A 25,749-nucleotide genomic window follows, 5' to 3' on the forward strand; every position below is an offset into this window, starting at 1 on the left:
GGCTCCGAGATGCCGGCTCCGGTCGCGGCTGCCCGCCGCGGGCTGCGCGACAGTGCAGCGGGCTCTCACAGCGGCGCGCGCGACCTAGCCGTGGCGGCGCTGGTATCACTGGTGGTCACGGCCGTGGTGTGCGGTCGGTCGCTTGGCCAGGGCCTCTACCTGTACCGCGACTTCGTGAGCGTGCCGCGACCCGTGTGGAGTCCCACGACGTGGGGCGGGGGTCAGGCACCCCGGGCGGTCCCGCTCGACGCGGTGATGACAGCCCTGTCCGGAGTGGTGCCGACGGGGGTGCAACAGCAGGCGATGCTGACGGGTGCGGTCTTCATGGCGGGGCTCGGGACGGCCCTCCTGCTGCGACGGTGGGGGCTGGCCGCGATGGTGACGGGCGCAGTCCTGGCGATGTGGAACCCCTACGTCGCCGAGCGCCTGCTCATCGGGCAGCCGCCGACCTTGCTCGCCTACTCGATGACGCCGTGGCTCGTCGCCGTGGTGCTCTCGAGGTCCGCGCCGTTGAAGTCGTTGCTGCTCGTCGCCCTGGCCGGACTGCCTGCGGCCCTGACGCCGTGGGGTGCGCTCGTGGCCGGTGCCACCGTGCTGGGCTCGTCGGCCGCGGTTGCCCACCGCCGCAGCGGGGCGTGGCTCGTCGGGTGCGTCCTGGTGGTCACCGCCTGGTGCCTGCCGTGGGTGGTCCCGGCACTCGCGCACGGCTCGGGTGGCGCCGATCCCGATGGCGCTCGCGCTTTCGCGCTCGCGGCAGACTCTCCACTGGGCGTCCTCGGCTCGGCCATGACCCTGGGCGGCGTCTGGGCATCAGGTGCCCAGCCGGCCTCGCGCACCGAGCTGACGTCCGTGGTCGCGTCCTGCCTCGTCCTGGTCGCCGCCGGGGCAGGCGTCCTCACCCTGCACCGTCGGGGTCGTCCTGGCTTGGCGCTCGGCCTCGCCCTCGGATGGCTGGTGCCACCGCTGACCGCGTGGCTGCTCTCGACAGGCCCGGGCCTGTCCCTGTTCACCTCCCTTCAGGCCGTCCCGGGCGTGGCCATCGGTCGCGACACTCATCGCTGGCTGGGGCTCAGCGCGCTGGCCGCAGCGGTGCTCCTCGCCATGGCGGTGGCTGAGCTGGGCCACCTGCTCCGGCGCCGTGGTCGTCAGGCACCGGGCCGGCTGGTCTCGGCCACGGCTGCCGTGGTGGTGGCGAGCCTCGCTGTGCTGTCGGCGCCGGACCTGCCCAAGGCCGTGCACACCGCATACCGGCCGGTCACGATGCCGGCAGACTGGCAGCCCATGGTGAGCGCGGCAGTTGCGGCCGCGGGCAGAGGAACGGTGGCCGTCCTGCCCTGGCAGCCGTTCAGGGCGGTGTCCTGGGCCGGCGGGCGGCCGTTCCTCGACCCGCTGCCGAGAGCCTTGCCCGGGCGGGTGCTGACGGCACACCAGCTCACCGTGGTGCGAGACGCCAGGCGGATCACGGTGGATGACGATCCCGCCGTGGTGGCCGGGTGGCAGGCTGGCCGGGTCGACGTCGCAGACCTCCGCGCGCAGGGAGTGGCAGCCGTGGTGATCTGGAAGGGAACGCCCGGTGGGGCACCCTCGCGGCCTACCGGAATGCGCGTCGTGCAGGACTCGGCGAACTTCGCAGTCTGGGCGTGGTGACACGCCCGCGAGGCGCGAATCTCGGAGGATTGCACGAAAAAGGCAACCAGCCGGTAACATTCGCGGGACACCACTAGCCGGGGAGGCCCTGGAGCATGAAGTTTTTCCGTCCAAACGAGCGTGGCGAGGTTTCGTCAGCCGTTGCCGTCACGCTGCTCAGCCTCGTGCTCGGTGGGGGCGCCGCCGCCGCCGCTGTGATCACCGTGGTGAACACGCAGGGTCCTGGCGACAGCGCCGCGGTCCAGTCGGGTCAGAAAGACATCGTCGACCCCGCCCAGATCATTCCCTACGGCGGCTGATCAGCCACCGCTGACCAGCCCTCTACTGCCTGGGAACGGGCGTCGGTCATCGCGATCGGCGCCCTTCTCTGTGCCACGTGGGTCAGGAGTCGCTCCCAGTACTCAGCCGTTCCCGTCCAGGTGAACTGCTGGGCGTAGTCGCGGGCGTGCTGCCCCATCTGCTCCCGGCGGACTCGATCGGCAAGCAGTTCCGACACCTCGTGCGTCATGGCGTCCAGGTCCTCGACCAGCACTCCGGTGCGGCCGTCGACGATGGACTCCGACAGGCCGCCGGCATCGTCGTAGGCGATGGTCGGGACGCCGTGGCTGGCCGCCTCCACGACACACAGCCCCCAGCCCTCCTTGACGCTGGGGGCGAGGGCGAGCCACGCCGCCGCCAGTTCGGCGTGCTTGGTCTCCTCGTCGACGAAGCCGAGCAAGGACACGTCGTCCTCGACGCCGGACTCGTGAGCGTGCTCGGCGATACGGTCGTGCCACCACCCGTGGCCGATGACGCGCAGCTGGAGCCCGGGATGCGTCGGTCGGAGGCGGGCGACCACGTCGATGGCATGCTCGACGCGCTTGTGCGGCACCAGCCGCCCGAGGACCACGATCGTCGGTCGGTCGGCGCGCGCGACACCGAGCGAACGTGGCGCATCGGTGCCGTTGTGGATGACGGCGATGCGCTCACGATCCACCCTCAGCTCGACGAGCTCGTCCCGCGTCTTGCCGGACACGGCGACGTACTGCCTCGTGCGATAGGCACGAGGGGCCACTCTCGACTCGATGAACCAGCCGATCCGGGCCGCGAGCGGACCGAAGACCACCGGCCACTGCTCCCGGTGCACGTGGTGGACCAGCACGACGAGCGGGCTGCGGGTGCCCCAGGCAGAGAAGAAGGGAATGCCGTTCTGGGTGTCCACCACCGCGTCGTACGGGCCGTCTGCCCGCTCGTCGCGGCGCAGCGCCCGCATGGCCGCGGCATACACACTCAGTCGGCCGCCCTGGCGGCGGTAGGTCACGCCGCGGATGGTCTCTCGCGGCGAAGCGTCTCCGTGGGCGGCGCAGTAGATGGTGACTTCGTGGCCGCGCGCGGCCAGGTGCTGCCCGACGGTTTCGAGGTAGTGCTCCGCGCCGCCGCCCTCAGGGTGCGTGAAGTCGCGCCAGCTGAGAAGGGCGATACGCACCTGTTGCGATCCTCACACGTCCGGAGATTGGCTAAGTTGACTCATGAGTAACCGTAGCGGCATTAGGGTTCACCCCGTGATCGAGATGGGAAATCCGGCTGCGCCTGAGCTGCCGAGGGGGTCCCTGCGGCGCTCGCTGGAGCTGTTCCGGGCCTTCCTGGTGGAGCAGACCGATCCCGACCGCTTCTACTCGACCCTCGCCGTCGACTCGGTCGCCGAGGTGCGCCGGTGGACGACGCTCGAGGGCGCCACCGTGGTCGACATCGGTGGGGGACCGGGCTACTTCGCCGACGCCTTCGTCGCGGCCGGTGCAGGGTATGCCGGTGTCGAACCGGACGTGGGCGAGCTGACGGCCCGGGGCCAGGTGGGGGCCAACGCGGTGCGGGGCTCGGGCCTTGCCCTGCCCTTCGCCGATGGCTCGGTGACGGTCGCGTACTCGAGCAACGTGCTCGAGCACGTGCCGGAACCGGAGGCGATGGCGGACGAGATGCTGCGGATCCTGCAACCGGGCGGCCTCATGGTGCTGTCGTGGACCCCGTGGCTGTCGCCCTGGGGCGGCCACGAGACGGCACCGTGGCACTACCTGGGGGGTCGGCGCGCCGCCGACCGGTATGCCGCGAAGCACGGCAAGCGCCCCAAGAACGACTTCGGTCGTTCCCTGTTCGCCTGCTCGGTCGGGCGGATGATGCGTTGGCTGAACGCGGTCGAGTCGACGGGGGCCGTGCGGGTGGTCGAAGTGCTGCCTCGGTACCACCCGTCCTGGGCGAAGTGGGTCATCCGTGTCCCCGGGCTGCGCGAGGTGGCGTGCTGGAACAGCGTCATCGTCGTGCAACGCGTGGGCGGATGATGGCCGACCGACATGCCGTCGAGCGGGGACGCGACACTCTCAACCTGATCGCCCAGTCGGCCGTTCTGGTCGCCTTCGCCTTCACCCAGGCGCCGCGGTGGACCGCGGGTGACACCAAGCTCGACCTCACCCAGGCTCCGGGAGCACTGCTGGCCCGAGCCTTCACCCTGTGGGACCCCCAGGCCGCCGCCGGACAGCTGCAGAACCAGGCGTACGGCTATCTGTTCCCCATGGGGCCGTTCTTCTGGTTGTGGCACCAGCTGGGAGCGCCACCGTGGGTGGTCCAGAGGCTGTGGTGGTGCCTGCTGCTGCTCGTGGCCTTCCACGGGATGCGCCTGCTGCTGGTGAGGCTGGCCATCGGGACCGGCACGTCCCGGATGCTCGCGGCCTTCGCCTACGCGTTGGCACCACGGATGCTGGAGGGTCTGGGCGCCATCAGCTCGGAGATCTGGCCGATGGCGGTGGCGCCGTGGGTGCTGCTGCCCCTCGTCGGTGCACGCCGGGGGGACGAACGCGTGGTTGCGGCTCGGTCGGCGGCGGCATTCCTCGCCGCGGGCGCGGTCAACGCGGTGGCGGCCCTGGCGCTGCTCCCGCTGCCAGCGCTGTGGATCCTCACCCGCGCCAAGGGGGCACGACTGCGACTGGCTGGGTGGTGGTCGCTGTTCGTCGTCCTGGTGTCCGCGTGGTGGATCGGGCCCCTGCTCCTGCTGGGGCGCTACAGCCCGCCCTTCCTCGACTGGATCGAGTCGAGCGCTGTGACTACGTCGGGGGCCTCGACCACCGAAGCACTGCGTGGCACGACGCAGTGGATCGCAGCCATCTCAGGTGCTCGTGGACCGCAGTGGCCGGCAGGATGGCAGATCCTGACCCAACAGCCCGTCGTCTGGCTCGGGCTCGTGCTGGTGGCGGTCGGACTCCTGGGTGTCTGGCGCGCCGGCGCCTCCTGGTCGCTCTTCGTCCGTTGTGGCCTCGTCGTCGGGCTGGTGCTCGTGACCTTGGGCCACGTGGGCCCGGGGGTCGGGCCGTTCGCCGGGTCCTTGTCCACCCTGCTGGACGGCGCCCTCGCCCCCTTTCGGAACACGCACAAGTTCGAACCGGTCATCCGGGTCGTCCTCTGCATCGGTATCGCGCACGCGCTCCCGCGTCTCGAGGGAATGCTGCGTCGGGCCGGAGGCCGGATCCCGCACGTCGTGACCGCGGTCGTTCTGGTGGCGGTGGCGGCGCAGGCTGCTGCCCCGGTCTTCCAGGGAGTGAGCCAGCGTGGGCAGTTCCTGGCCGTGCCGGGGTACTGGAAGCAGGCCGCCGACTGGCTGGGGGACCACCCGAGCGCGGGACGCACCCTGGTCCTCCCGGGAGCCAACGCGCCGGCCAGCTACTGGGGTGACCCCCGGGACGAGGCGCTGCAGCCACTCGCATCCAGCCCCTGGATCGTGCGCGACGCCGTGCCGCTCGGTTCCGCTGGGGCGACTCGCATGCTCAACGACATCGAGGCTCGGGTGGCGTCGGGTTTCGGCGGCGTGGAGCTGCGCAACGCCTTCGTCCGCATGGGCATCAGCAGGGTGCTGCTGCGTTCGGACCTGGCCTACCGGGTCACGGGGGCGCCGGCACCGATGGTGGTGCAGGCCGCCTTGGCGTCGGCGGGGGCGCGACCGGTGTCCTTCTTCGGCCCCGAGCTCGGAGGAAGCCTCAACCCGGAGGTGGCCTTCGACGGAGGCCAGGACCAGCCGATCCCGGCCATCGTCATCTATGACGTCGCCGACGACACCAGCATCGCGCCAACACGGACCCAGCCGGTCGAGTCCACCTCTGTCCTGGCCGGAGGCCCGGAAGGCACGGTGCTGCTTCCCGACGCGGAGCAGCCCGTGCTCCTGAGCTCGGACGGAGCGTCGCTGCGTACGGCGGGGCTCGAGAAGGCGCCTCAGATCCTCACCGACACGTTGCAGCGCCGCGAGGCCAACTTTGCCGCCGTGCGCAGGAACTACGGCCCGCCGCTTGCGGCGTCCGAGGCCTATCCGGCGCCACGGCTGGCGCACGACTGGTTGATGCCGTGGCTGTACCACGACGCTTCGCTCGTCGACCAGCAGACCGTCAAGGAGCTCGTGGGGGCGCGCTCGGTCACTGCCTCCGGATCGTTGGCCTATCCCGACCTGGGTCAGGTGCGCGACCTGACGCGGGTACCGGACAGCGCCTTCGACTCCAGCCTCGACACGATGTGGGAGAGCCGCGGCTACCAACCTGCGGGTCAGTACGTCGAGCTCCAGCTGCAGCAGGCGGTGACGCTGCCGGATCACCTCGACGCGGTCTTCGACATGCAGGACGGTGCAGACATCGCCGCAGTGACCGTGACCACCGACACGGGAACCGTCAGAACTCCGGTCAGCTCGCCCGAGCGTGGGTCGGCGGCGGCACGTACGGTGGTCCGGCTCTCGGTGCAGCCCGGTGCGACGACAAGGTTCCGGATGGCCGTGGTCGAGACCCGTCCTGGCAAGCCGACCGTTCGCGTGCGGGACATCGGCGTGGGAGTGCTGCCCAGGGTCGAGAGCTGGCTGCGCCTGCCCGAGCCGACGTCCGACACGATCGACGGAGTCCTCCTTCAGGCCTCGCCGGACCGGGTCCCCGCGTGCGTGCCGGGGTTCCACGACGTCCTGCACTGCCGCCCCGACAAGGCACGGGTGAGTGAGGGCGAGCTCGACCTGCGCCGCATCTTCAGTGTCCCCTCGGGCACGACCATGGAGGGCACGGGCTCGGTCGTGCCGCGTGCGGCCACGGCGACGGCCAGACTCCTGGACCGACCTGACGGCATCAGGGCCGCGGCCACGAGCACATGGGTGCCGGGTGCGTCGACCGCACCGCAGCTGGCCATCGATGGCGACCCCGCCACCTTCTGGGCCTCGTCGCCGTCACAGTTCGGCCCCAGCCTCACCCTGCGCTTCCCGCACAAGCGGGTGGTTCGTGGCCTAAGCTTCGAGACCGACCCCGCGGTGACCGGCCGGCGGATCACCGAGGTCGACGTGACGGCCGGCGGTCAGACCTATCGCCGCACCGTGGAGGGGGATGCCGCACGCGGCACGGTGGTCATTCCCGAGACCGAGGCGGCCAGCGTGGTGGTCAGGGTCATCAAGAGCACCAACCTCGCCCTTCGCTCGGATGGCCGCAACGCGCCGGCTCCGATCGTCCTCGGCGACGTCAACCTGGTCGGAGACTCCTGGCCACCCCTCGAGGGCACCGACGTCGCGATGCCCTGCGGCTTCGGACCACGACTGCAGGTCAACGGCACCGAGTACCCCACGGAGGTGACCGGGTCACGTGCTGCCCTGATCCAGGGCCTCCCGCTTCGGCTCCGGGTCTGCGAGCGGGTCCGCCTCGACCAGGGGGTTTCGCGGTTGAGGGTGCTGGCCTCCGCGGAGTTCGGAGTGCGCAACCTCTCGCTGTGGGCCTCGGAGACGTCGGCGACGCAGTCGCCCGTCACGGCCTCCCGGTGGTCGCCCGCCGACCGTGCCATCACGGTGACCGACCTGAGCCAGCCCTCCGTGGTCCGGGTGCGCGAGAACGCCAACCCCGGGTGGACAGCACGCTTCGGCACCAAGCAGGCGTCATCGGTGACGCTGGACGGCTGGTCCCAGGGGTGGATCGTCCCTGCGGCTGACCGTGGCGTCCTGCGGCTCGAGTTCAGCCCGCAGACTCCGTTCCGGGTCACGCTGGGCCTCGGCCTCCTGCTCGCTCTGGGAGTCCTGGTCGTGGCGGTCACGGGTCGGAGACGGTTCTCCCTCGCGCTCGGTCCCGAGCTCCGGCTGCCCGGTCTCGTCGGTGCGCTCGCTCTCGTCGCTGCCCTCGCGGTACTGGCTGGGCCTTGGGGGCTGGCGGGAGCCCTCGCCGGCTTCGCCGTTCGCCGGCTCGGCCCACGGCGTGGGGTCGTGGCGTTGGTCGGGGTCTTGGGAGTGTGGGCCACGTGGGGCGCCGCCGCACCCTGGCCCGAGCCCGCCGCGACCAACCGCGGACTCGTTGCAGCGGTTCTGACCGCCGTGGTGCTGGGTGTGGTGCTGCTGCCAGCGCGACGGCACCGGGGACCGGACCACCGCGCTGGCGACCACCGCGCCGGCGACCACCGCTCCCGCGTCTGAGCTGGCTCAGCCCGTCCGGTCGCGCACGAAACGCTGGGCCGGTTGCTCGACGAAGTGCCAGCTCGCCGCGGCCACGGGAACGGTGATCGCGAGGGTGCCGATCAGGGTGAACCAGAAGTGGCCCGCGAACAGCGTGAGGCCGCGGGCCTCCCGCAGGGCGAACATGATGGGCATGTGCCACAGGAAGATCGCGTAGCTGATCTGCCCGAGGTAGCGCATCACCCGACTGCCGAGGAACCCGCTCAACGGGTTTCCACCACCCACCGCGGACGGGGCGATCACGAGGAACGCGAAGAGGCCGTAGCCGAGGTGCTTGAAGGTCTGTTCCCACACCGTGGCCTGCGACAGGTCGTAGGGTCCGGCGAGCCTGGTCGTCAGGACCCACATCACGCAGGCCGCCAGCACCCAGAGAGCGACGGGCGAACGGCGGATCGTGGAGGTGGCCGACGACCAGCGCCCGGGACGAGCCGTCAGACAGGCCAGCAGCATGCCGTAGCCGAACCAGTCGAGCGTGGCAGGGAGCGTCTGCAACCAGGTGTACCCCGCGGGCAGGCCACCCCAGGCATCGACGGCGCGGAATGCCTCGGCGAACAGCATGATCCCGACGATGGCGGCCAGCTCGTGACCGGGGGAGCGTCGTCGGACGATCCGCGCGACCAGCCAGGCCAGGCCTGGCAGCGCGAGGTAGAACATCACCTCGGTCGACAGGCTCCAGAGCTGGGCGAGTCCGGGCATGACCCACGACTGCTTCACCCCCTGGAGCTGGGCGAGGTTGGCCAACCAGGTCGTGAGGCGGGCTTGCCGCGCCTCTGCCCAGAGCAGCGGAGTCGCCGCGAGGACGCACAGCCACGCGGGGACCAAGCGGGCCGTCCGGCGCAGCGCGAAGGTCCGCAGCGATGGCCAGACGCCCAGGCCGGCGTTGAACCGGGCGTACGGCCGGTACAGGAGGAAGCCGCTCAGCACGAAGAAGAGGGCGACCCCGATGTCCATGCGCGCAACGAAACCGGGCAGCACGTTCCGCCCGATGGTCCCCGCCATGAAGCCCGCGTGGGTGACGACCACCGCCAACGCAGCGAGGGCACGCAAACCCTCGAGCTCTCGGACGTGGTGCACTGCGTGCTCGGCGCCTCGTGTGCGCCTGCCATCAGCAGTGACGTCAGAGGGGGCTTCTGGGGGAGCGCCGGTGCCGGCGCCGGTGGGAACGTCGGTCGCGGTCACTGGGGCTCCGGAGGCTGGACGACCTGCAGGGTCGTGACGCACACGTCGGCGCTCGCACGGCTTCGGCTGATCTGGACGCTCTTCACGCGGACATCCGGCATGACCGGCAGGAGCAGCCGGTGGGGACCTCGCTGCATCTCGGGCGTGACCCCGGGCCGCGGAGCCGAGACCGAACCGTCCTCGGCGATGACGCGCACCGTGAGCGAGGTGGTGTCTGACACGAGAACGCCGAGCTCCAGCAGCGCCCCCCTGTAGTAGGGGACAGCCTCGGTGAAGTCGATCGTTGCGTTCTCCTGACCGGCGGGCAACGCGTGCCTGCAGAAGTCCGACCGTTCGTCCGGTGCCACCGCGATCCGTTTCAGCTGGCCGTCCGTGAGATGCCCGTCGGGGCCGACGAGGCGCGCTGCGGAGTCGAAGACGGCCGTGCGCGTGGTGGGGCGCAGGATGGCGATCAGGTCGGCCGTCGAGAAGTCGGGTTGGACCCAGTTGGGCACGATCGTGACAGGCACAGGGGAGGCGACCACGGGGGAAAGGTTCTTGGTGAGGTCGGTGCGAAGCGCCTCCACGTAGGAGGGGCTCGAGTTCTGGTGCCAACGGTGGGCGAAGCCGACCCAGGACAGGCCGCACGCCACCGTCGCAGCGATCGCGCCGGCCGCGAGGGCTCGGACTGTCGCGCGTCGGGGGCGACGGACGGCGACGTCGAGCAGCACTGCCACCGCAAGGGCAAGGAACACGCCCACGTCCGGGAACAGCCGGAGGTCGTCCACGGACGAGACCTCGGCGCGCGCGATGCGTCCGACGTAGAGCATGCAGTAGATCGGCACGACGTATGCCGCCACCACCAGGAGGGGTCGCCACACAGGTGTGCCGCCGTGTCCCTCGCGACGGCGGCGAACGGCGAGCACCACGAGGAGGGCGAGGGCGGCGCAGCCGACGATCGCGAGCCACAGGGGTGTCTGCGCATACGAGTAGCTCTCACCGCCGGGCCGCCAGCTGATCGGGCCGCCCACCAGGCTCGGGATCGAGTTGCGAAGGAGGGACCGTCCGATGGCGGCTGCGAACCCGGCAAGGCTCGGTGTCCCCACGCCAGCGTGGTCGAAGTCGCCGCTGCCGTAGAACGCGAGGAACGCGAGGTTCAGGACGATCATGGGCCCCACGGCCACGGCCTGCCGCGGCAGGGCGCGCCGGAACGTCGTGCTGGGGACCAGCAGGAGGCCGGCTGTCACGAGGACCACGGGGACGACCAGGGTTCGCTCGGAGAAGGCCAACCCTGCGGCGTGCGCCAGGCACGCGGCATACGCCCACGTGCGCGAGCCGCCGCGAAGGTAGCGCAGCCCCGCATCGATGGCCACGAGGATCAGGACGAGTGCGGTGAGGGTGGTGAGCGCCTGCCGGTACCACGCGATGGCCGGGATGATCGACGGAGCGAAGAGGGCCAGGCCGAGTCCCACGAGGGCCACCGAGCGGCGGGTGACGAGCTGGTTGACCAGCCGCCACACCGCCACGCCCAGCAGCGCGCACACCGTCAGGGTGAACAGGACGGCAGGCAGGCGTTCGAGCGGCCAGTAGTGGGCCTGGAGCCAGTCCATCGTCCGGGCACCGGGAGCAAGGTGGGTCGCGTTGCTCTCGACGATGAACGGCCACGGCCCTCGACCCGCGGCGTAGGCCTGTGCCCGGAAGTCGTCGATGTAGTAGCCGCTCGGGACGATCAGGTAGGCGCTGGCGACCACGAAGGCAGCGATCACGGCACCGGCGCCCCGGTCGAACGGTCGCCCCGGACGTGCTGCATGCCGCACCCGAGTGGCCTCGGACGGCGCAGTTTGCTGCACAACTCCCACCAAAATCAGCTCATTTCTCGCAGTGGCGCCAATATGCGCGTGACAAAGGCTACTCGCTGGTAGTGTCCAGCCACCTCATAACGCAAGGAGAAAGCCGGGATGCGCAAGGTGCTTGGCAGTGTTGCCACGCTTTTGGGAGTTTTGCTGTTGGTTGTAGGTGTTTCAGCGAAGCCGGTTCTGTACGACGGGCTTGCGACCGTCAAGCTGAACCAACGCTCAGTGTCTGTTTCAGAAGGCACTGGCATGTCTGCGCTGCACGTCTACAAGGGCGACGACGGCAAGTCACACTACGACAAGCTTGAGAACGCCCATCTCAAGAGCACACGGAACGTGATCGGGATCCCTGGCCGGGCCAAGGATGCCAAGAAGCAGGACACGGACGCCTTCTGGCAGACAACCGTGCAGTCACAGGCCGAGATCGACGGCAAGTGGACCGACCTCAGCTTCACCAACGAAGGTGTCTCCTTCAACCGGAAGACCGCTGAGGCCACGAACTGCTGTGGCGACTTCAAGTCCGCCGGTGACCTTGACGACCCGGCCAAGGTCACGCCGCTCGACCACAAGGGCCTGTTCTTCAAGTTCCCGTTCGACGTGCAGAAGAAGACCTACCAGTGGTGGGACGGCGACCTGGGCAAGGCCACCGACATCAGCTTCGTCCGCGAGGAGAAGCTGGAGGGAGTCAGCACCTACGTCTTCCGCCAGAACATCCCCAAGGCGGAGGTGACGCAGCGCGATGTCCCCAAGGCACTGTTCGGCGACACCGCCACCGGCAACGTCACTGCCACGGTGAACTACGGCAACATCCGCACGCTGTGGATCGAACCCAACACGGGCGTCCTGATCAAGGGCCAGGAAGAGGTCGAGAAGTCGCTCACGACCGACGCCTACCCCGAGCTCTTCACGACCAAGGGCACCATCGGCTACTCCGAGGCGACGGTGAAGAAGAACGCCGAGGACTGGGGCTCCAAGGGCTCTACGCTCGGCCTCATCAACGGTCCGTTGACCGCTATCGCGATCGTGCTCGGACTGGTGTTCCTCGCCCTCGGCCTGTTCCTCACCTTCGGGGGCAGGCGCCGGGGTTCTCGCGAAGCCACCTGACGCCACCCGCACCACACCACGAAGGGCCGCTCGGAATCCGGGCGGCCCTTCGCGGTGCCTGCCTTGCGTTTCGTGTGCCGGCCTGCGCGGGTCGTGTGCCCGCTCCTGCCTTCACATTCGTGTGCAGACGAAGATCGCCGTCCCCGGGAAGACGCGGCCACGCAACGGCGACCAGCCGCCCCAGGTCTGGTCATTGCGCTCCGGCCACTCCGGCTCGACGAGGTCGACGAGGACCAGACCGGCGGCCACCAGCTCGCGCACCCGGTCGCCCAGGGTCCGATGGTGCTCGACGTAGGTCGCCTCACCGTCGGGGTCGGCCTCCACGTACGGGGTTCGGTCGAAGTAGGACTGGGTCAGGGTGAGGCCCGGCGAACCGGGGTCGTCGGGAAAGGCCCACCGGAACGGATGGGTCGTGGAGAACACGAACCGACCGCCGGGGCGCAGCACCCGCGCCACCTCGCGCATCAGCCGCGCCGTGTCGGCGACGAAGGGCACCGCTCCGTAGGCCGTGAAGACGATGTCGAAGGTGGCCTCGCCGAACGGCAGGGCCACGGCGTCGCACTGAGCGAACGGCACCGGCTGCGCAGGCGGAGTCACCGTCCGGTTGAGGTCGAGCCCCTGTCGGACCATCCCCGCTGACAGGTCGGTGGCCACCACCCGGCCGCCGGCCGCGGCCACCCAGCGGGCGCACTGCCCCGCGCCGGCGCCGATCTCGAGCACCCGCCGACCCGCCACGTCGCCCAGCAGGCCCAGCTCGTCCTCGCGCCAGCCCTCGGGGCCCCACACGAAGTCCGCGTCGCCGAGGAACGTGCCGTGCTCGGCGTAGTACTCGCCGGCCTCGGCGTCCCACCACGACCGGTTGGCCGCGGCGGTTTCCTCGGCCCCCGCCTCCCGACGGCTCACCTGCGCATACTCACTCACCGGCATACCCCTCGCGTTTTGACCCTGCACGGACACCGTCGGTAAGGTGGAGGCGCACTTCCGTGTGCGCGCTTCGTCGTGCCGCCGTCCGGTGGCCCGCTGAGCGTGAGCACAACAACCACCTTCTATTCACTGTCCACCATCGGAGTTCCTACTACATGACTGCCAGCACGGTCGAAAAGACCGCCCCTCAGGTTGCCATCAACGACATCGGCACCGAGGAAGAACTGCTCGCCGCGATCGACGCGACGATCAAGGATTTCAATGACGGAGACATCGTCGAGGGTGTCATCGTCAAGGTCGACCGGGACGAGGTCCTGCTCGACATCGGCTACAAGACCGAGGGTGTCATCCCCTCCCGCGAGCTCTCGATCAAGCACGACGTCGACCCCTCTGAGGTCGTCAAGGTCGGCGACGAGGTCGAGGCCCTGGTTCTCCAGAAGGAGGACAAGGAGGGTCGGCTGATCCTGTCCAAGAAGCGTGCGCAGTACGAGCGCGCCTGGGGCACGATCGAGAAGATCAAGGAAGAGGACGGCGTCGTCACCGGCACCGTCATCGAGGTCGTCAAGGGTGGACTCATCCTCGACATCGGCCTGCGCGGCTTCCTGCCCGCGTCCCTCGTCGAGATGCGTCGCGTCCGCGACCTCCAGCCCTACGTGGGCAAGGAGATCGAGGCCAAGATCATCGAGCTCGACAAGAACCGCAACAACGTGGTCCTGTCGCGCCGTGCGTGGCTCGAGCAGACGCAGTCCGAGGTGCGCACCACGTTCCTCAAGGAGCTCCAGAAGGGGCAGGTCCGCTCCGGCGTCGTGTCCTCCATCGTCAACTTCGGTGCCTTCGTGGACCTCGGCGGCGTCGACGGTCTCGTCCACGTTTCCGAGCTGTCCTGGAAGCACATCGACCACCCGTCCGAGGTTGTCGAGGTCGGCCAGGAGGTCACCGTCGAGGTCCTCGACGTCGACATGGACCGCGAGCGTGTCTCCCTGTCGCTCAAGGCGACGCAGGAAGACCCGTGGCAGCACTTCGCCCGCACCCACGCGATCGGTCAGGTCGTCCCGGGCAAGGTCACCAAGCTGGTCCCGTTCGGTGCGTTCGTCCGCGTGGACGACGGCATCGAGGGCCTGGTCCACATCTCCGAGCTGGCCGAGCGCCACGTGGAGCTGCCGGAGCAGGTCGTCACGGTCGGTTCCGACATCTTCGTCAAGGTCATCGACATCGACCTCGAGCGTCGCCGGATCTCGTTGAGCCTCAAGCAGGCCAACGACGACAGCGCGCCCGTCGCCGAGTTCGACCCGACCCTCTACGGCATGGCCGCGGAGTACGACGAGGCGGGCAACTACAAGTACCCGGAGGGCTTCGACCCGGAGACGAACGAGTGGCTCGAGGGCTTCGACACCCAGCGTGAGAAGTGGGAGAAGCAGTACGCCGAGGCCCACACCCGCTGGGAGGCCCACAAGACCCAGGTCGAGGAGGCCACCAAGGCCGACGCCGAGGCTGCCGCCAACGCTGGCAGTGGGACGTCCTACTCGAGCGACTCGGGTTCGTCCTCGTCGTCCGACAGCGACACGGGCAGCGCCAGCAGCCGCCCGGCCGCCCCGGAGTCCGAGGGCACCCTGGCCTCTGACGAGGCCCTCGCCGCACTGCGCGAGAAGCTCACCGGCAACTGATCCGTTCCACGCGGCACACTTCGGTATGCCGCGTGGCCGGCACGGCCTGTTGGCTGAACGAGAGGCCCGGTCCCCTGAAGGGGGGCCGGGCCTCTCGGCGTTCCCGGTGTGCGGAGACCCCTCAGTGGAGGCGGACGCGGGGGTCCAGCACGGCATACGCGAGGTCGACCAGGATGTTGGCCACGACGACGGCCGCCGCTGCGAAGAGGACGATCCCGATGATGACCGGCAGGTCCTGCTGGTTGATGGCGTCGATCGCCGTCTTGCCGAGCCCGGGCAGGCTGAACACCGTCTCGGTGACCACCACGCCGCCAAGCAGGGAGCCGACGTCGATCCCGAACTGGGTGACGATGGGCGTGAGCGCGGCTCGCAGGCCGTGCCGCAGCACGACCCGGCGTTCGCGGATGCCCTTGGACCGCGCGGTCCGGATGTAGTCCTCGCCCAGCACGTCCAACATCGAGGCGCGGGTGAGCCGGGTGTAGGTGGCGGCGGAGACCAGCGCCAGCGTGAACCACGGCAGGACCAGGTGCTGGGCCCAGCCGCCGAGACCCAGGGCGAGCGGCGAGTAGCCACCGGCCGGGAAGGCCGTGTGCCCGGCCAGGGTGAGCCGGAAGTACAGGAGGTAGAGCAGCAGGATGCCGAGCAGGAACGTCGGGGTCGAGTAGAAGAACAGGCTCATGGCCGTCAGGGAGCGGTCGGTGAACGACCGCGGGTGGGTGGCGGAGATGACGCCGTTGAAGACGCCGAGGCCGAGCCAGATGAGGGCCGCCCCCAGCACCAGCGAGATCGTGATCGGCAGCGCGGCCCCGAGGATCGTGGTCACCGGGACCTGGTGGTAGTAGTCGTAGCCGAGGTCCCCCCGCACGGCGTTGCCCACGAAGTCCAGGTACTGCTTCCAGAGCGGTTGGTCCAGACCGAGCCGGTGGGAGATCGCGGCAACCGTCTCAGGCGTGGCCTGGCGACCGGCGAGGGTGCGCGCCACGTTGTTGGGCGCGACGAAGAAGAGGCCGAAGACTGCGACCGTGATCAGCCACAGGACGAGCACGCCGAGGACCAGCCGTCGGATCAGGAAGCGCAGCATGACCGTCTCCTCACTTCGCCATGAGCCGGGCAGCGCGCGGGTCGAAGGCGTCCCGGATCCCGTCGCCCAGCAGGTTGAAGGCGAGGGTGGTGACCAGCAGGGCGGCGCCCGGGAAGACCACGAACCACCATGAGGTCGTGTAGTAGTTCTGGGCCTCGCTGATCATCCCGCCCCAGTCGGCAGTCGGTGGCGCCAGCCCGAGACCCAGGAACGACAGCGTCGCCTCGACGACGATCACCACCGGGATCAGCAGAGAGGCGTAGACGATCACGGGGGCAAGGACGTTCGGAAGGATGTCGACGAACATGATCCGCGAGTTGGAGGCGCCGAGCGACCGGGCCGCCTCGACGAACTCGCGTTCGCGCATCGACAGCACCTGTCCCCGCACGATGCGGGCGACCGACGCCCAGCTGAAGAACCCGATGACCAGGACGGTGACGATCAGGCTGGGACCGGTGATGGACACCAGGGCGATGGCGACGAGCAGGAAGGGCACCGACAGGACGACGTCGATCAGTCGAGCCAGGACCGTGTCCACGATTCCCCCGAGGAACCCTGCCGCAAGCCCGATGACCACGCCGATGACCACGGTCAGCGCCGTCGATGCGACACCGACGAGCAGCGAAATGCGCGAGCCGTAGGCGATCCGCACGAGGATGTCCCTGCCGAGGTCGTCGGTGCCGAGCCAGAACTCGCTGGACGGCCCCCGCGGGAGGCCCTCCGGCGTGAGGCCGGTGGTGCGGTACTGCTCGTTGACGGGGTGCCCGGTGATCATCGCGGCCAGCGGCGCGAGGAACGCCATCAGCACGATGACCACGATGACGACCAACGAGATCATCGCCACCCGGTCTCTCCGCAGGCGCTGCCAGGCGAGCTGCCACGGAGTGCGGCCCTGGATGCTCCCGACGCCCCGGGCTTGGCCCGCGCCGGGGTCGCCTGCGCTGCCGTCGCCGGGCCCACGGGCGGGACGGCCGGAGCCGCTGCCGAGGGCGTCAGGATCGAAGGCGGCGGAACCCACGGCGGCAGGACCGGAGGCCTCAGGGGAGGGACGTCCGACCGCCGCCGTGCCCTTCATGTCGCTCATGCCGACTCAGCCTCCTGTGGATGGTGCGACCCGATGGTGCGACGACGTGTCGATCTCGGTGTCCTCGACGCGGGGGGTGGCGAGTGAGAGGTCCTCGCCGACCTCCAGCGGGTGCAGGCACGCCGTCTGGTGCGCGGTGCCGTCACCGAGCACCGGAACCAGCGGAGGGTCGGTGACGGCGCAGTCCTCGCGAGCCTTGGGGCAACGGGTGTGGAACCGACAGCCCGAGGGCGGGTTCGTCGGAGTGGGCAGGTCCCCGACCAGCACGATGCGTTCGCGACTGTCCGCCACGTCGGGGTCGGCGTGCGGCAGGGCCGACAGGAGCGAGCGGGTGTAGGGATGGCGGGTGCGGTTGAACAGCTGCTCCGCGGGGGCGAGCTCGGCGATCTTGCCCAAGTGCATCACGGCGATCCGGTCGCTCACGTGCCTGATCACGGACAGGTCGTGCGAGATGAAGACGTAGGTGAGGCCGAAGTCGTCCTGGAGGTCGATCAGCAGGTTGATGATCTGCGCCTGGATCGACACGTCGAGAGCCGACACCGGCTCGTCGCAGATCACCAGCTTGGGCCGCAGGGCAAGCGCCCTCGCCACTCCGATGCGCTGGCGTTGCCCACCGGAGAACTCGGCCGGGAACCGGTTGTAGTGCTCAGGGTTGAGCCCGACGCGCTCCATGAGCTCTTGCACGTTGCGCTTGCGCTCGTCGGCAGACCCGATCCCATGGATGACGAACGGGTCACCGATGATCGACCCGACGCGACGGCGAGGGTTCAACGAGCCGTAGGGGTCCTGGAAGATCATCTGGATGTCCTGGCGCAGCGGGCGCATCTCCCGTCCCGAGAGCGAGGTGATGTCGCGGTCCTCGAACAGGACGGAGCCCGAGGTCAGGTCGTAGAGCCGAGCCAGGCACCGGGCCAGCGTCGACTTGCCGCACCCGGTCTCACCGACGAGTCCGAGGGTCTCCCCGCGCCGCACGTCCAGGGTGACGCCCGCGACCGCCTGCACCACGTCGTGCTGCCGCCGCCAGCCCGCCGATCGGACCGGGAAGGACTTCGTCACGTCCTGGGCCCGAAGGAGCACCTCGGACCTCATGGCCGGGCCCCCGTCGGAGCGGGCGAGACACCACCGGTGTCGAGGGGTCGGCTGGTACGGCGCCCCTGGGCGTCGTCCGGCAGCCAGCACGCCGACTGGTGCAGGGGATCGTCGTGAACCGTGTCGAGCGGTGGGGTGGCGCCCCAGCACCGCTCGAACGCATAGCGGCAGCGGGGGGCGAAGGGGCACCCCGCAGGGAGTCCGATGAGCGAGGGAGGTGCCCCCGAGATGGGGGTGAGCCTGGCCCCGGGACCGCCCTGTGACGGCAGCGACGCGAGGAGGCCCTCGGTGTAGGGGTGGTGGTTCCGGTAGAACAACGTCCGCCGCGGCGCGCGCTCCATGACCGACCCGGCATACATCACCACGACCTCGTCGGCCATCTCGGCGACCACGCCGAGGTCGTGGGTGATCAGGATGATCGCCGTTCCAAAGCGCTCCTGGAGACTGCGCATCACGTCGAGCACCTGAGCCTGGACGGTCACGTCCAGGGCGGTGGTCGGCTCGTCGGCGATGAGCAGCGCAGGGTCGAGGGCCATCGCCATGGCGATCATGACGCGCTGGCGCATCCCGCCGGAGAACTGGTGTGGGTAGTCGTGGATCCGACTGGAGGCACGGGGGATTCCGACGAGGGTCAGCAGCTCGGCCGCGCGTTGCTGGGCCGCCGACTTGGAGACCTGACGATGCGCGCGGATCATCTCCACGATCTGCCATCCCACGGTGTAGTAGGGGTGCAGGCTCGAGAGCGGGTCCTGGAAGATCATGCCGATCTGGTCGCCGCGGACCCGGCGGAGCACCTCCGGGTCGGCGCCGATCAGGTCGATGCCGTCGAACCGCGCCGACCCGCTGACCTGGGCGCCGCGGGTCAGTCCGGCGATGGTCTGCGTCGCGACGCTCTTGCCCGAGCCGGACTCTCCGACGATGGCGAGCGTGCTGCCACGTTCGACGTCGAAGGAGAGTCCGCGCACGGCCTGGACGACACCGTCGGCGGTGGTGAAGGCGACCTTCAGGTCACGAACCTCCAACAGTGCCATGGTGTTTGCCTACCCGCCCTGCTTGCCTGCGGTCAGCCAGACGTTCGCAGGGTCGAAGTTCTGGAAGGCCGGGATGTAGACGGCGTTCTGCACCTGGCTCGCCCGGTAGTTGGGGTTCAGGGAGTTGGTGATGGGGAAGAACACCGCGTCCTCCATGACCTGGTGGTCGGCCTTGGCCCACAGCTCCTTGGCCTCCTGCTCGGTCTTGGCGTTGGACGCCTGCACGATGAGGGCGTTGGTCGCCGGGCTGTTGTAGAACCCGAAGTTGCTGCCGATCGGCGGGTAGGCGGCCTGACCGAAGTAGAGCGGCTTGAAGAACGACAGGGCCGCGTTGCCGTACCAGTCCGCGCCCCAACCAGAGGGGGCGATGTCCCACACGCCGCGTTGCGCGACCGTCGGCACCTGGAGGTACTTGGTGTAGAAGTCCGCGTTCGGCGAGGGGACGCCGACGACCTTCACGCCGATCTTGGACAGGTCCTGCTGCACGGTCTGGAACGACTTGCTCTGCCCCTCGGACGCGTTGCGGTAGAGCATCTTGATGGTGAGCCCGTTGGGGTAGCCGGCCTGGGCCAGCATCGACTTCGCCTTGGCCGGATCGGTGGGGTAGAGGTCGAAGTCCTGCTCACCTCCGACGATGTTGGACGGGAGCACGTGGGTCAGCGGAGGGGCGATCTTGGGCCCACCGAGCACCTGGATGATGTTGGCCCGGTTCAGCCCGTAGGACAGCGCCTGCCGGACCTCCTTCTTCTGGAGCGCCTTGTTGTTGTTCGGCGACACCGTGTTGAAGACCAGGTACGGGTTGCTGGACGAGCCCTCGCCGAGGTTGAGGTTCGGGTCCTTCTTGGCGATGAGAGCGGGCAGCTGGGACGGCGGGACGAACGCGTCGAACTCGAGGTCCGCGCTGGGGGTGCCGGTCTGCAGCTGCTGCTGGATCGAGTCCTGGCTGAYGGTCTCGTTGATCACGATCTTGTCGACGTATGCCTTGCGGATCGGGTCGGAGGCCGCGTCCCACGCCGTGTTGCGGCTGAACGTGATGTTCTTCGTGGCCGTGTAGGAGTCGATCTTGTACGGCCCGTCGGAGATCGTGTGGGCGGCCAGCTCCGGGCTCGCGGGCAGGTAGGCGTCCCACTCCTTGGGGGCCGGGGAGAACGCAGGAAGGGTCAGCATGTCGACGAAGTAGCTCGCCGGGTGGGTGAGGGTGAACACGACGGTCTCGTCGTCCTTCGCGGTCACGCCCGCCACCGGGGTCTTGTCGACGTATGCCGCGAGGGCAGCGGGCGTCTTGCCCACCTTCGCGAACCCGTCGCAGAACGACTGGAAGCCGACGATGAGGTCGGCGTAGTCGGGCAGGCCGCCGAAGGGCTGCACCGGGTTGCAGGTGCGCTTCACCCCGCGCACCATGTCCTGCGCCGTCACCTGACGGGCCGGGGTGGTGTTCCACTTGGCGCCCTGGCGGATGCTGATCGTGTAGGTCTTGCCGTCGGCACTGATGCCTTTGCCCTCGGTGGGGAGGGCGGTGGCCAGGTCGGGTGCCGCCTTGGTGACCTGACCCTCGATGGCCGGGTAGGTGAACAGCTGCCGGCTCCACAGCCTGAGCGCCATGTAGCCGGCCGAGTAGTAGCTGATGTTGGGATCCATGTAGTCGACGTCGCCGGCGCCGAGGATGTTGAGCGTCCCGCCCTTGGCGACGGCGCCGCTGGAGCTGGACGAGCCTGACGCGGTGCCGTTGTTGTTGGCGCAGGCCGCCAGTCCGAGACTCGCAGTGCAGACGGTTGCCACCGCTGCGAGCCGACGTGTCCTGGGGATCATCACATCCTCCTCGGATGGGTAGACGGATCCGGTTTGAAGGGGCATGGCCTGCCGGTCGCGCCGGACAGGTCGACTGCGAACCTAGGCACTCGGGAGGGTGCCCGGCGGGCCTTCGACTCGACCGTCACGGGACTGCAAGGGGCTCGTCATGGACCATGGCCCTTCATGACGATTACGTGACGGAACGCCATGTCCGAGAGGACTTCCGGACGGACCTCGTGAGCCGGTGTGATACTGGCGAGGTGACGCGACGCGTGTTGCTCGTGGAGGACGACGCCCGAGTTCGCCGCGTCCTGCGCCTCGCCCTGGAGGACGAGGGGTACCACGTCTCGGAGGCGGCGACGGGGGAGCAGGGTCTGGCCGACCTGCCGCGCGAGGAACCCGACGTCGTGCTCCTCGACGTGATGCTCCCGGACATGGATGGCTTCTCCGTGTGTCGCGAGATCCGGCACCGGAGCAACGTGCCGGTGATCATGGTGACCGCCCGCTCGGACAGCCACGACGTCGTGGCTGGGCTCGAGGCCGGTGCCGACGACTACGTCACGAAACCCCTTGTCGCCAAAGAGCTTTCAGCGAGGATCCGTGCCCTCCTCCGTCGGGTGGAGCCCGCGGTGGACCACCGCCCGCGCCGTCCAGTCCTGGGCGACCTGTCGATCGGGCTGGACGACGGCGTGGTGCTCCGCGACGGCGAGCCGGTCGCGTTGACCCGCACCGAGTTCCGCCTGCTCGCGGAGCTGGCCGTGGCCGAGGGCCGCATCCTCAGCCGCGAGGACCTGCTCGACAAGGTGTGGGGCTACGGCTACTTCGGCGACTCGCGGATCGTCGACGTCCACATTCGTCGGTTGAGGACGAAGGTCGAGCGCGACCCTGCGAGTCCCCGCCACGTGGTGACTGCCCGCGGCCTGGGCTACCGGCTGGCCGGTTAGGTGGGGCGCGGTCCGCGCACGTCGCGCCGGGTGCTTGCGACGCGACGGGTCGGGGTGCGTGGCCGCGTCACGCTCGGGTTCGGGGTGCTGGCCCTCGGTCTGTCTGCGCTCCTGTCCGGACTGGCCTGGACGCTGGTGACCCGCACCATGGTGTCGCAGACCGAGCAGACCGCACTGGTCGAGACGGCGCTGGATCGCGGCGAGGTGGAGAACGCGCTCTCGACCGGAGCCACCGGCCTCCCTGCCGTCCTGGAGGGAGTGCCGGGGACGGACTCCGCCGCGGTGCTCGCCCAGGTGGACGGGCGGTGGTACGCGACGTCCCCCAGCCTGGGCCCGGCGAGCCTGCCCGGCGGGCTCGTGACGATGGTGAGCGGCGGCCAGGGTGCGACCCAGCGCATCCGGGTGGACGGCACCCTGCACCTCGCGGTCGGGTTGCCGCTCTCGGGAGGGAGGGGTAGCTACTTCGAGGTCTACTCCCTCAGTGAGATGCAGCGCACGGCTCGCGTCCTGTCACTCGGCCTCGTGGCGGCGGCCATCGTCACCGTCCTCATGGGGCTGGGAGTGGGGCGGTTCGCCAGTCGGCTCGCGCTGCGCCCTCTCACCGAGCTGAACCGGGTGGCCGCGGACGTGGCAGCGGGCCGGCTCTCCACACGCCTGGATGCCGACGGCGACCCGGACCTCGAGGAGCTCGCCGGTTCGTTCAACCAGACCGTCGAGGACCTGCAGCGCCACGTCGTCGCCGATGCGCGGTTCGCCGTCGACGTGAGCCACGAGCTGCGCACGCCCATGACCACCATGCTCAACTCGATGCAGGTGATCCAGAACCGCCGGGACCAGCTTCCCGAGTCGGTCCGCGAGCCGGTCGAGCTGCTGGCGGACGAGCTGGAGCGGTTCCGCGCCCTGGTCGTCGACCTGCTCGAGATCTCGCGGCACGACGCGGGCGACCAGGTGGTCCGGGAGACCGTGCGGATGGGCGACCTCGTCCGCCGGGCCGCCGATGCGGCTGCAGGCCGGGAGGTCACGTCGGTCGACGAAGCCGTGGCCGGGCTGACGATGGACGTCGACAAGCGACGCCTCGAACGCGTCGTCGCCAACCTGGTCGGCAATGCGGAGACGCATGGAGGCGGGTGCACGGGGGTGCGCGTCGAGCGTGGGGCGCACGGGCTGCGTGTGGTCGTCGAGGATGCCGGGCCCGGAATCGCGCCCGAGCGGCGGTCGCGGGTGTTCGAGCGCTTCGCGCGCGGAGGCTCGAACGAGCGCACAGGAGTCGGGCTCGGGCTGGCGATCGTGCAACGGCACGTGGCGCTGCACGACGGTCAGGTGCTCGTCGAGGAGACCCCCGGGGGAGGTGCCCGCTTTGTCGTCGAGCTACCGACCGCCACCTCGTGACGGGGTATGCCGCGGTGTCATCCGCGGTGCCGCCGTCGCCTTCGCCGTCATGGTCACCTGCGGCCTTGGGCTGTCGGCGTGTTCGATCGGTACCCAGTCCGCCCCGGTGCCCGCTGTGGCCCCCACGGCCTCCGCATCCTCGTCCGGTCCGAGCCGTCAGGGTGTCCCACTGACCATCCAGGTCTACCTGGTGCAGGGGGACCGCCTGGCTCGGCTGACGCGAACCGTCCCCCCTGGCGCGGGGCTGGAGCCGTCCTTCGTGGGGTTGGCGACGCCCATCACCGCGACCATGTCGGCGGCGGGGATCCGCAGCGCGCTGCCCCTGGCCAGCACTCCGCTTCGCGGCACCGTGGAAGACGGGGTCGCACGGATCGAGCTGCCCACGGGGTTCGAGCGCATCTCCGTGCACGAGCAGTCGCTGGCCATGGCCCAGCTCGTGTTCACGGTGACGGCCAACAGCCTGGCGACAAGCGTCCAGCTGGTCCAGGGGGCCAGGGCCCTGCCCATGCCCGACCCGAGCGGACAGCTGGTCACGCGGCCCGTGACCCGAGTCGACTACGCCGCCTACAACCCGCCCGGCTGACGCCTGCCGACGACCGCGGACGCCTGCTGACGCCTGCCGACGACCGCGGACGACCGCCGCGATCTGACGAGGTGGGCTGGCCCGCGGCGGCGCGGCGGTGCAGTGGCCGGGGGGTTAGGGTTCCCCGCATGCCGTTCACGCTGAGCCACGTGGCGGCGGTGCTCCCCGTCGTCGGACGCAGGCACACCGCCCGGGTCGTCCCCGCCGCGTGGGTCATCGGGTCGATGGTGCCGGACATCCCGTGGTTCTTCACCGGCGGCAGAGGGGCTGCCTTCCTGCACTCGTGGCCGGGACTGGTCACGGCCGACCCCGTCCTCGGGCTGGCCCTCCTCACGCTGTGGCGGGGCGCGCTGTTCGCGCCGGTCCGAGACCTGCTTCCGCCGGTGGTCGGTCTTCGTCTCCCGACCCCCGAGCCGCTGAGGTCGACCCGATGGGGATGGGCGCTGCTCGGCATCGTCCTCGGAGCGACAACGCATCTGGTCTGGGACGACTTCACCCATGAAGGCCGGTGGGCGGTGGCCCGAATCGGCTGGCTGCACACCGAGCACGCCGGGCTCCTCGGGGCGCAGTGGGCGCAGCTGGCCAGCGGGCTGGTCGGGGGAGCCGTGCTCCTCGTGGTCTGCCTGAGGCTGCTCGTCGCTGCCACGCCGGGTGCCGACCGCGGCTGGGTGTCTCCGGCCCAGAGGCGGCAGGCAGCTGCGACCGTGGTGGCCGTGGCGGTGCTCGGGGCGGCCGGTGGCGCCTTCTCCGCGAGGGGCCTCGACGTCGAGGTCGCGCTGTTCCGGGCCGTCACGCGTGGTGGCGCCGCGGCGGCCGGTGTGTCGCTCCTGGTCTGCCTGGCCTGGTGGCTGCGGCGCCCGCGCCGTCCGGCGGGGGAACGGCTGGTGAGCTCGGCTGCGGCACGAAGGTGAGCACCCGGCATACCTGACTGGGGAGGCGCAACGTCTCACGGTGGGTAGCGTGCAGGTCATGGGACGCACCATTGCCACAAACACGACGGTCGACCGAGAGGGCCTGCTGGACTTCGTCCGGCCCCGACACCAGATGCTGGTCATCACCAGCCGGGCGGACGGGCGGCCCCAGGCCTCGCCCGTGACGGGTGGAGTCGACGACAGCGGACGCATCGTGATCTCCAGCTATCGCGATCGCGCCAAGACGGCCAACGCGCGCAAGCGCCCGGCCGTGAGTGTCGTCGTGCTGTCCGACGACTTCGGTGGGGCGTGGGTGCAGGTCGACGGCGACTGCGAGGTGCTCGACGCCCCCGACTCGGTCGAGCCCCTGGTGGAGTACTTCCGCAACATCTCCGGCGAGCACCCCGACTGGGCCGAGTACCGTCAGGCCATGGTCCACCAGGACAAGTCGATCCTGCGCATCACGCCGACTCGCTGGGGGCCCGTCGCGACCGGAGGCTTCCCCGCCCGCTTGGCCGACTGAGGGCCGCAGCTCGGACCGGAAGGTGCTCGGTCACGGTTGCGCGACGAAGCTCCCGAAAAGCCCGCGGAGCCTGACGAGGGGCCAGTACCGTTCTGGGCCATGGATGTGGGCAGGTTGCGGTCTGTGCTCGTGTGGTCAGGCAAGTTCGTCGTCGCGTTCGCCAGCGTGCCCAGCTGGGTGCTCAGTGCCTACTTCCTGCAGTGGTTCTGGCCGGGCGCCAAGCTGGGTCAGACCTGTGACCTGGTCCGTCAGCCCTGGTGCAGACCGGGCAACGGCATGCCTCAGTACATCATTGTGGCGGTCCTCGTCGGCGTGGCCAGCGTCCTCCTGCTGACCGCCGTCCTGAACGCCTTGACCGCACTCGGACCCCGCGGCAGCTGGTTCGCCGCCTGCGTCTGCGCCGTGCTGAGCGGCGCTGCTGTCACCGTCGTGCCGGCCCTGCTCGAGCCGCACGCTCCGCACTGGTGGTTCGCCGCCTGACGGCCCGGAGCCGTGCGGATA

General features: G+C 69.9%; 21 protein-coding genes. 12 read left to right on the top strand and 9 right to left on the bottom strand.

The features are described 5' to 3' along the window. The first annotated feature begins 9 nt into the window (after positions 1-9). Positions 10-1,647, top strand: a complete 1,638-nt coding sequence (locus AC1DWR_RS15305; protein WP_477612779.1) for an MmpA family trehalose lipid delivery protein — start codon at positions 10-12, stop codon at positions 1,645-1,647. A 95-nt stretch (positions 1,648-1,742) separates the two neighbouring features. Continuing rightward, positions 1,743-1,946 (top strand): hypothetical protein, encoded by a 204-nt coding sequence (locus AC1DWR_RS15310; protein ID WP_477612780.1) that lies wholly within the window; start codon positions 1,743-1,745, stop codon positions 1,944-1,946. Here AC1DWR_RS15310 and AC1DWR_RS15315 read toward each other — a convergent pair. Next, positions 1,934-3,112 carry a glycosyltransferase family 4 protein gene (locus AC1DWR_RS15315; RefSeq protein WP_477612781.1) on the bottom strand — a complete coding sequence of 393 codons (1,179 nt, stop codon included), beginning with the start codon at positions 3,110-3,112 and terminating at the stop codon, positions 1,934-1,936. The genes AC1DWR_RS15310 and AC1DWR_RS15315 overlap by 13 nt on opposite strands. A gap of 85 nt (positions 3,113-3,197) precedes the next feature. Here AC1DWR_RS15315 and AC1DWR_RS15320 point away from each other — a divergent pair, with 85 nt between their 5' ends. Continuing rightward, the gene (locus tag AC1DWR_RS15320) at positions 3,198-3,959 is read left to right on the top strand and encodes a class I SAM-dependent methyltransferase (RefSeq protein ID WP_477613416.1); all 762 of its coding nucleotides are present in this window, start codon (positions 3,198-3,200) and stop codon (positions 3,957-3,959) included. After that, the gene (locus AC1DWR_RS15325) at positions 3,956-8,080 is read left to right on the top strand and encodes an alpha-(1->3)-arabinofuranosyltransferase domain-containing protein (RefSeq protein ID WP_477612782.1); all 4,125 of its coding nucleotides are present in this window, start codon (positions 3,956-3,958) and stop codon (positions 8,078-8,080) included. Before AC1DWR_RS15320 ends, AC1DWR_RS15325 begins: the two co-directional genes overlap by 4 nt. 6 nt (positions 8,081-8,086) lie before the next feature. On the opposite strand, the gene AC1DWR_RS15330 is transcribed toward AC1DWR_RS15325, so the two are convergent. Together AC1DWR_RS15330 and AC1DWR_RS15335 are read right to left on the bottom strand one after the other, a co-directional pair. Further along, the gene (locus AC1DWR_RS15330) at positions 8,087-9,298 is read right to left on the bottom strand and encodes an acyltransferase family protein (RefSeq protein WP_477612783.1); all 1,212 of its coding nucleotides are present in this window, start codon (positions 9,296-9,298) and stop codon (positions 8,087-8,089) included. Then, positions 9,295-11,094 (bottom strand): hypothetical protein, encoded by a 1,800-nt coding sequence (locus tag AC1DWR_RS15335; protein WP_477612784.1) that lies wholly within the window; start codon positions 11,092-11,094, stop codon positions 9,295-9,297. The genes AC1DWR_RS15330 and AC1DWR_RS15335 overlap by 4 nt, the downstream gene beginning before the upstream one ends. 141 nt (positions 11,095-11,235) lie before the next feature. On the opposite strand from AC1DWR_RS15335, the gene pgfA reads away from it, so the two are divergent. Continuing rightward, entirely contained in the window at positions 11,236-12,234 is a 999-nt protein-coding gene (gene pgfA, locus AC1DWR_RS15340; RefSeq protein ID WP_477612785.1) for a cell envelope lipid trafficking protein PgfA, read from the top strand. Positions 12,235-12,345: 111 nt separating this feature from the next. On the opposite strand, the gene AC1DWR_RS15345 is transcribed toward pgfA, so the two are convergent. Next, positions 12,346-13,161, bottom strand: coding sequence for a class I SAM-dependent methyltransferase (locus tag AC1DWR_RS15345; RefSeq protein ID WP_477612786.1), 816 nt, complete (start codon positions 13,159-13,161; stop codon positions 12,346-12,348). A gap of 152 nt (positions 13,162-13,313) precedes the next feature. Here AC1DWR_RS15345 and rpsA point away from each other — a divergent pair, with 152 nt between their 5' ends. After that, the gene (gene rpsA, locus AC1DWR_RS15350) at positions 13,314-14,822 is read left to right on the top strand and encodes a 30S ribosomal protein S1 (protein ID WP_477612787.1); all 1,509 of its coding nucleotides are present in this window, start codon (positions 13,314-13,316) and stop codon (positions 14,820-14,822) included. Between the two features lie 121 nt (positions 14,823-14,943). Here rpsA and AC1DWR_RS15355 read toward each other — a convergent pair whose 3' ends face one another. The 5 genes from AC1DWR_RS15355 to AC1DWR_RS15375 are packed head-to-tail and all read right to left on the bottom strand — an operon-like array spanning position 14,944 to position 20,916. Further along, positions 14,944-15,903 carry an ABC transporter permease gene (locus AC1DWR_RS15355; RefSeq protein WP_477612788.1) on the bottom strand — a complete coding sequence of 320 codons (960 nt, stop codon included), beginning with the start codon at positions 15,901-15,903 and terminating at the stop codon, positions 14,944-14,946. A 10-nt stretch (positions 15,904-15,913) separates the two neighbouring features. Then, positions 15,914-16,987, bottom strand: coding sequence for an ABC transporter permease (locus AC1DWR_RS15360; protein WP_477612789.1), 1,074 nt, complete (start codon positions 16,985-16,987; stop codon positions 15,914-15,916). Positions 16,988-16,993: 6 nt separating this feature from the next. Next, complete coding sequence (locus tag AC1DWR_RS15365; RefSeq protein ID WP_477612790.1) at positions 16,994-18,076, bottom strand: ABC transporter ATP-binding protein; 1,083 nt, start codon at positions 18,074-18,076, stop codon at positions 16,994-16,996. Then, positions 18,073-19,107, bottom strand: coding sequence for an ABC transporter ATP-binding protein (locus AC1DWR_RS15370; RefSeq protein WP_477612791.1), 1,035 nt, complete (start codon positions 19,105-19,107; stop codon positions 18,073-18,075). Before AC1DWR_RS15370 ends, AC1DWR_RS15365 begins: the two co-directional genes overlap by 4 nt. Positions 19,108-19,116: 9 nt before the next feature. Next, positions 19,117-20,916, bottom strand: a complete 1,800-nt coding sequence (locus AC1DWR_RS15375) for an ABC transporter substrate-binding protein (RefSeq protein WP_477624730.1) — start codon at positions 20,914-20,916, stop codon at positions 19,117-19,119. 242 nt (positions 20,917-21,158) lie between these two features. Here AC1DWR_RS15375 and AC1DWR_RS15380 point away from each other — a divergent pair, with 242 nt between their 5' ends. The 6 genes from AC1DWR_RS15380 to AC1DWR_RS15405 all read left to right on the top strand — a co-directional run bounded on the left by AC1DWR_RS15380 (position 21,159) and on the right by AC1DWR_RS15405 (position 25,728). Continuing rightward, positions 21,159-21,842, top strand: a complete 684-nt coding sequence (locus AC1DWR_RS15380; RefSeq protein ID WP_477612793.1) for a response regulator — start codon at positions 21,159-21,161, stop codon at positions 21,840-21,842. A 54-nt stretch (positions 21,843-21,896) separates the two neighbouring features. Then, entirely contained in the window at positions 21,897-23,231 is a 1,335-nt protein-coding gene (locus tag AC1DWR_RS15385; protein WP_477624731.1) for an ATP-binding protein, read from the top strand. Next, on the top strand, positions 23,200-23,814 hold the full coding sequence (locus tag AC1DWR_RS15390; protein ID WP_477624732.1) for a hypothetical protein: 615 nt from the start codon (positions 23,200-23,202) through the stop codon (positions 23,812-23,814). The genes AC1DWR_RS15385 and AC1DWR_RS15390 overlap by 32 nt, the downstream gene beginning before the upstream one ends. 128 nt (positions 23,815-23,942) lie before the next feature. Then, positions 23,943-24,725, top strand: coding sequence for a DUF4184 family protein (locus tag AC1DWR_RS15395; protein WP_477612796.1), 783 nt, complete (start codon positions 23,943-23,945; stop codon positions 24,723-24,725). Between the two features lie 58 nt (positions 24,726-24,783). Beyond that, positions 24,784-25,248, top strand: a complete 465-nt coding sequence (locus tag AC1DWR_RS15400; protein ID WP_477612797.1) for a PPOX class F420-dependent oxidoreductase — start codon at positions 24,784-24,786, stop codon at positions 25,246-25,248. 123 nt (positions 25,249-25,371) lie between these two features. After that, entirely contained in the window at positions 25,372-25,728 is a 357-nt protein-coding gene (locus AC1DWR_RS15405; RefSeq protein ID WP_477612798.1) for a hypothetical protein, read from the top strand. Positions 25,729-25,749 lie beyond the last annotated feature (21 nt).

The sequence above is a fragment of the Pedococcus sp. P2_E2 genome (assembly GCF_056403955.1).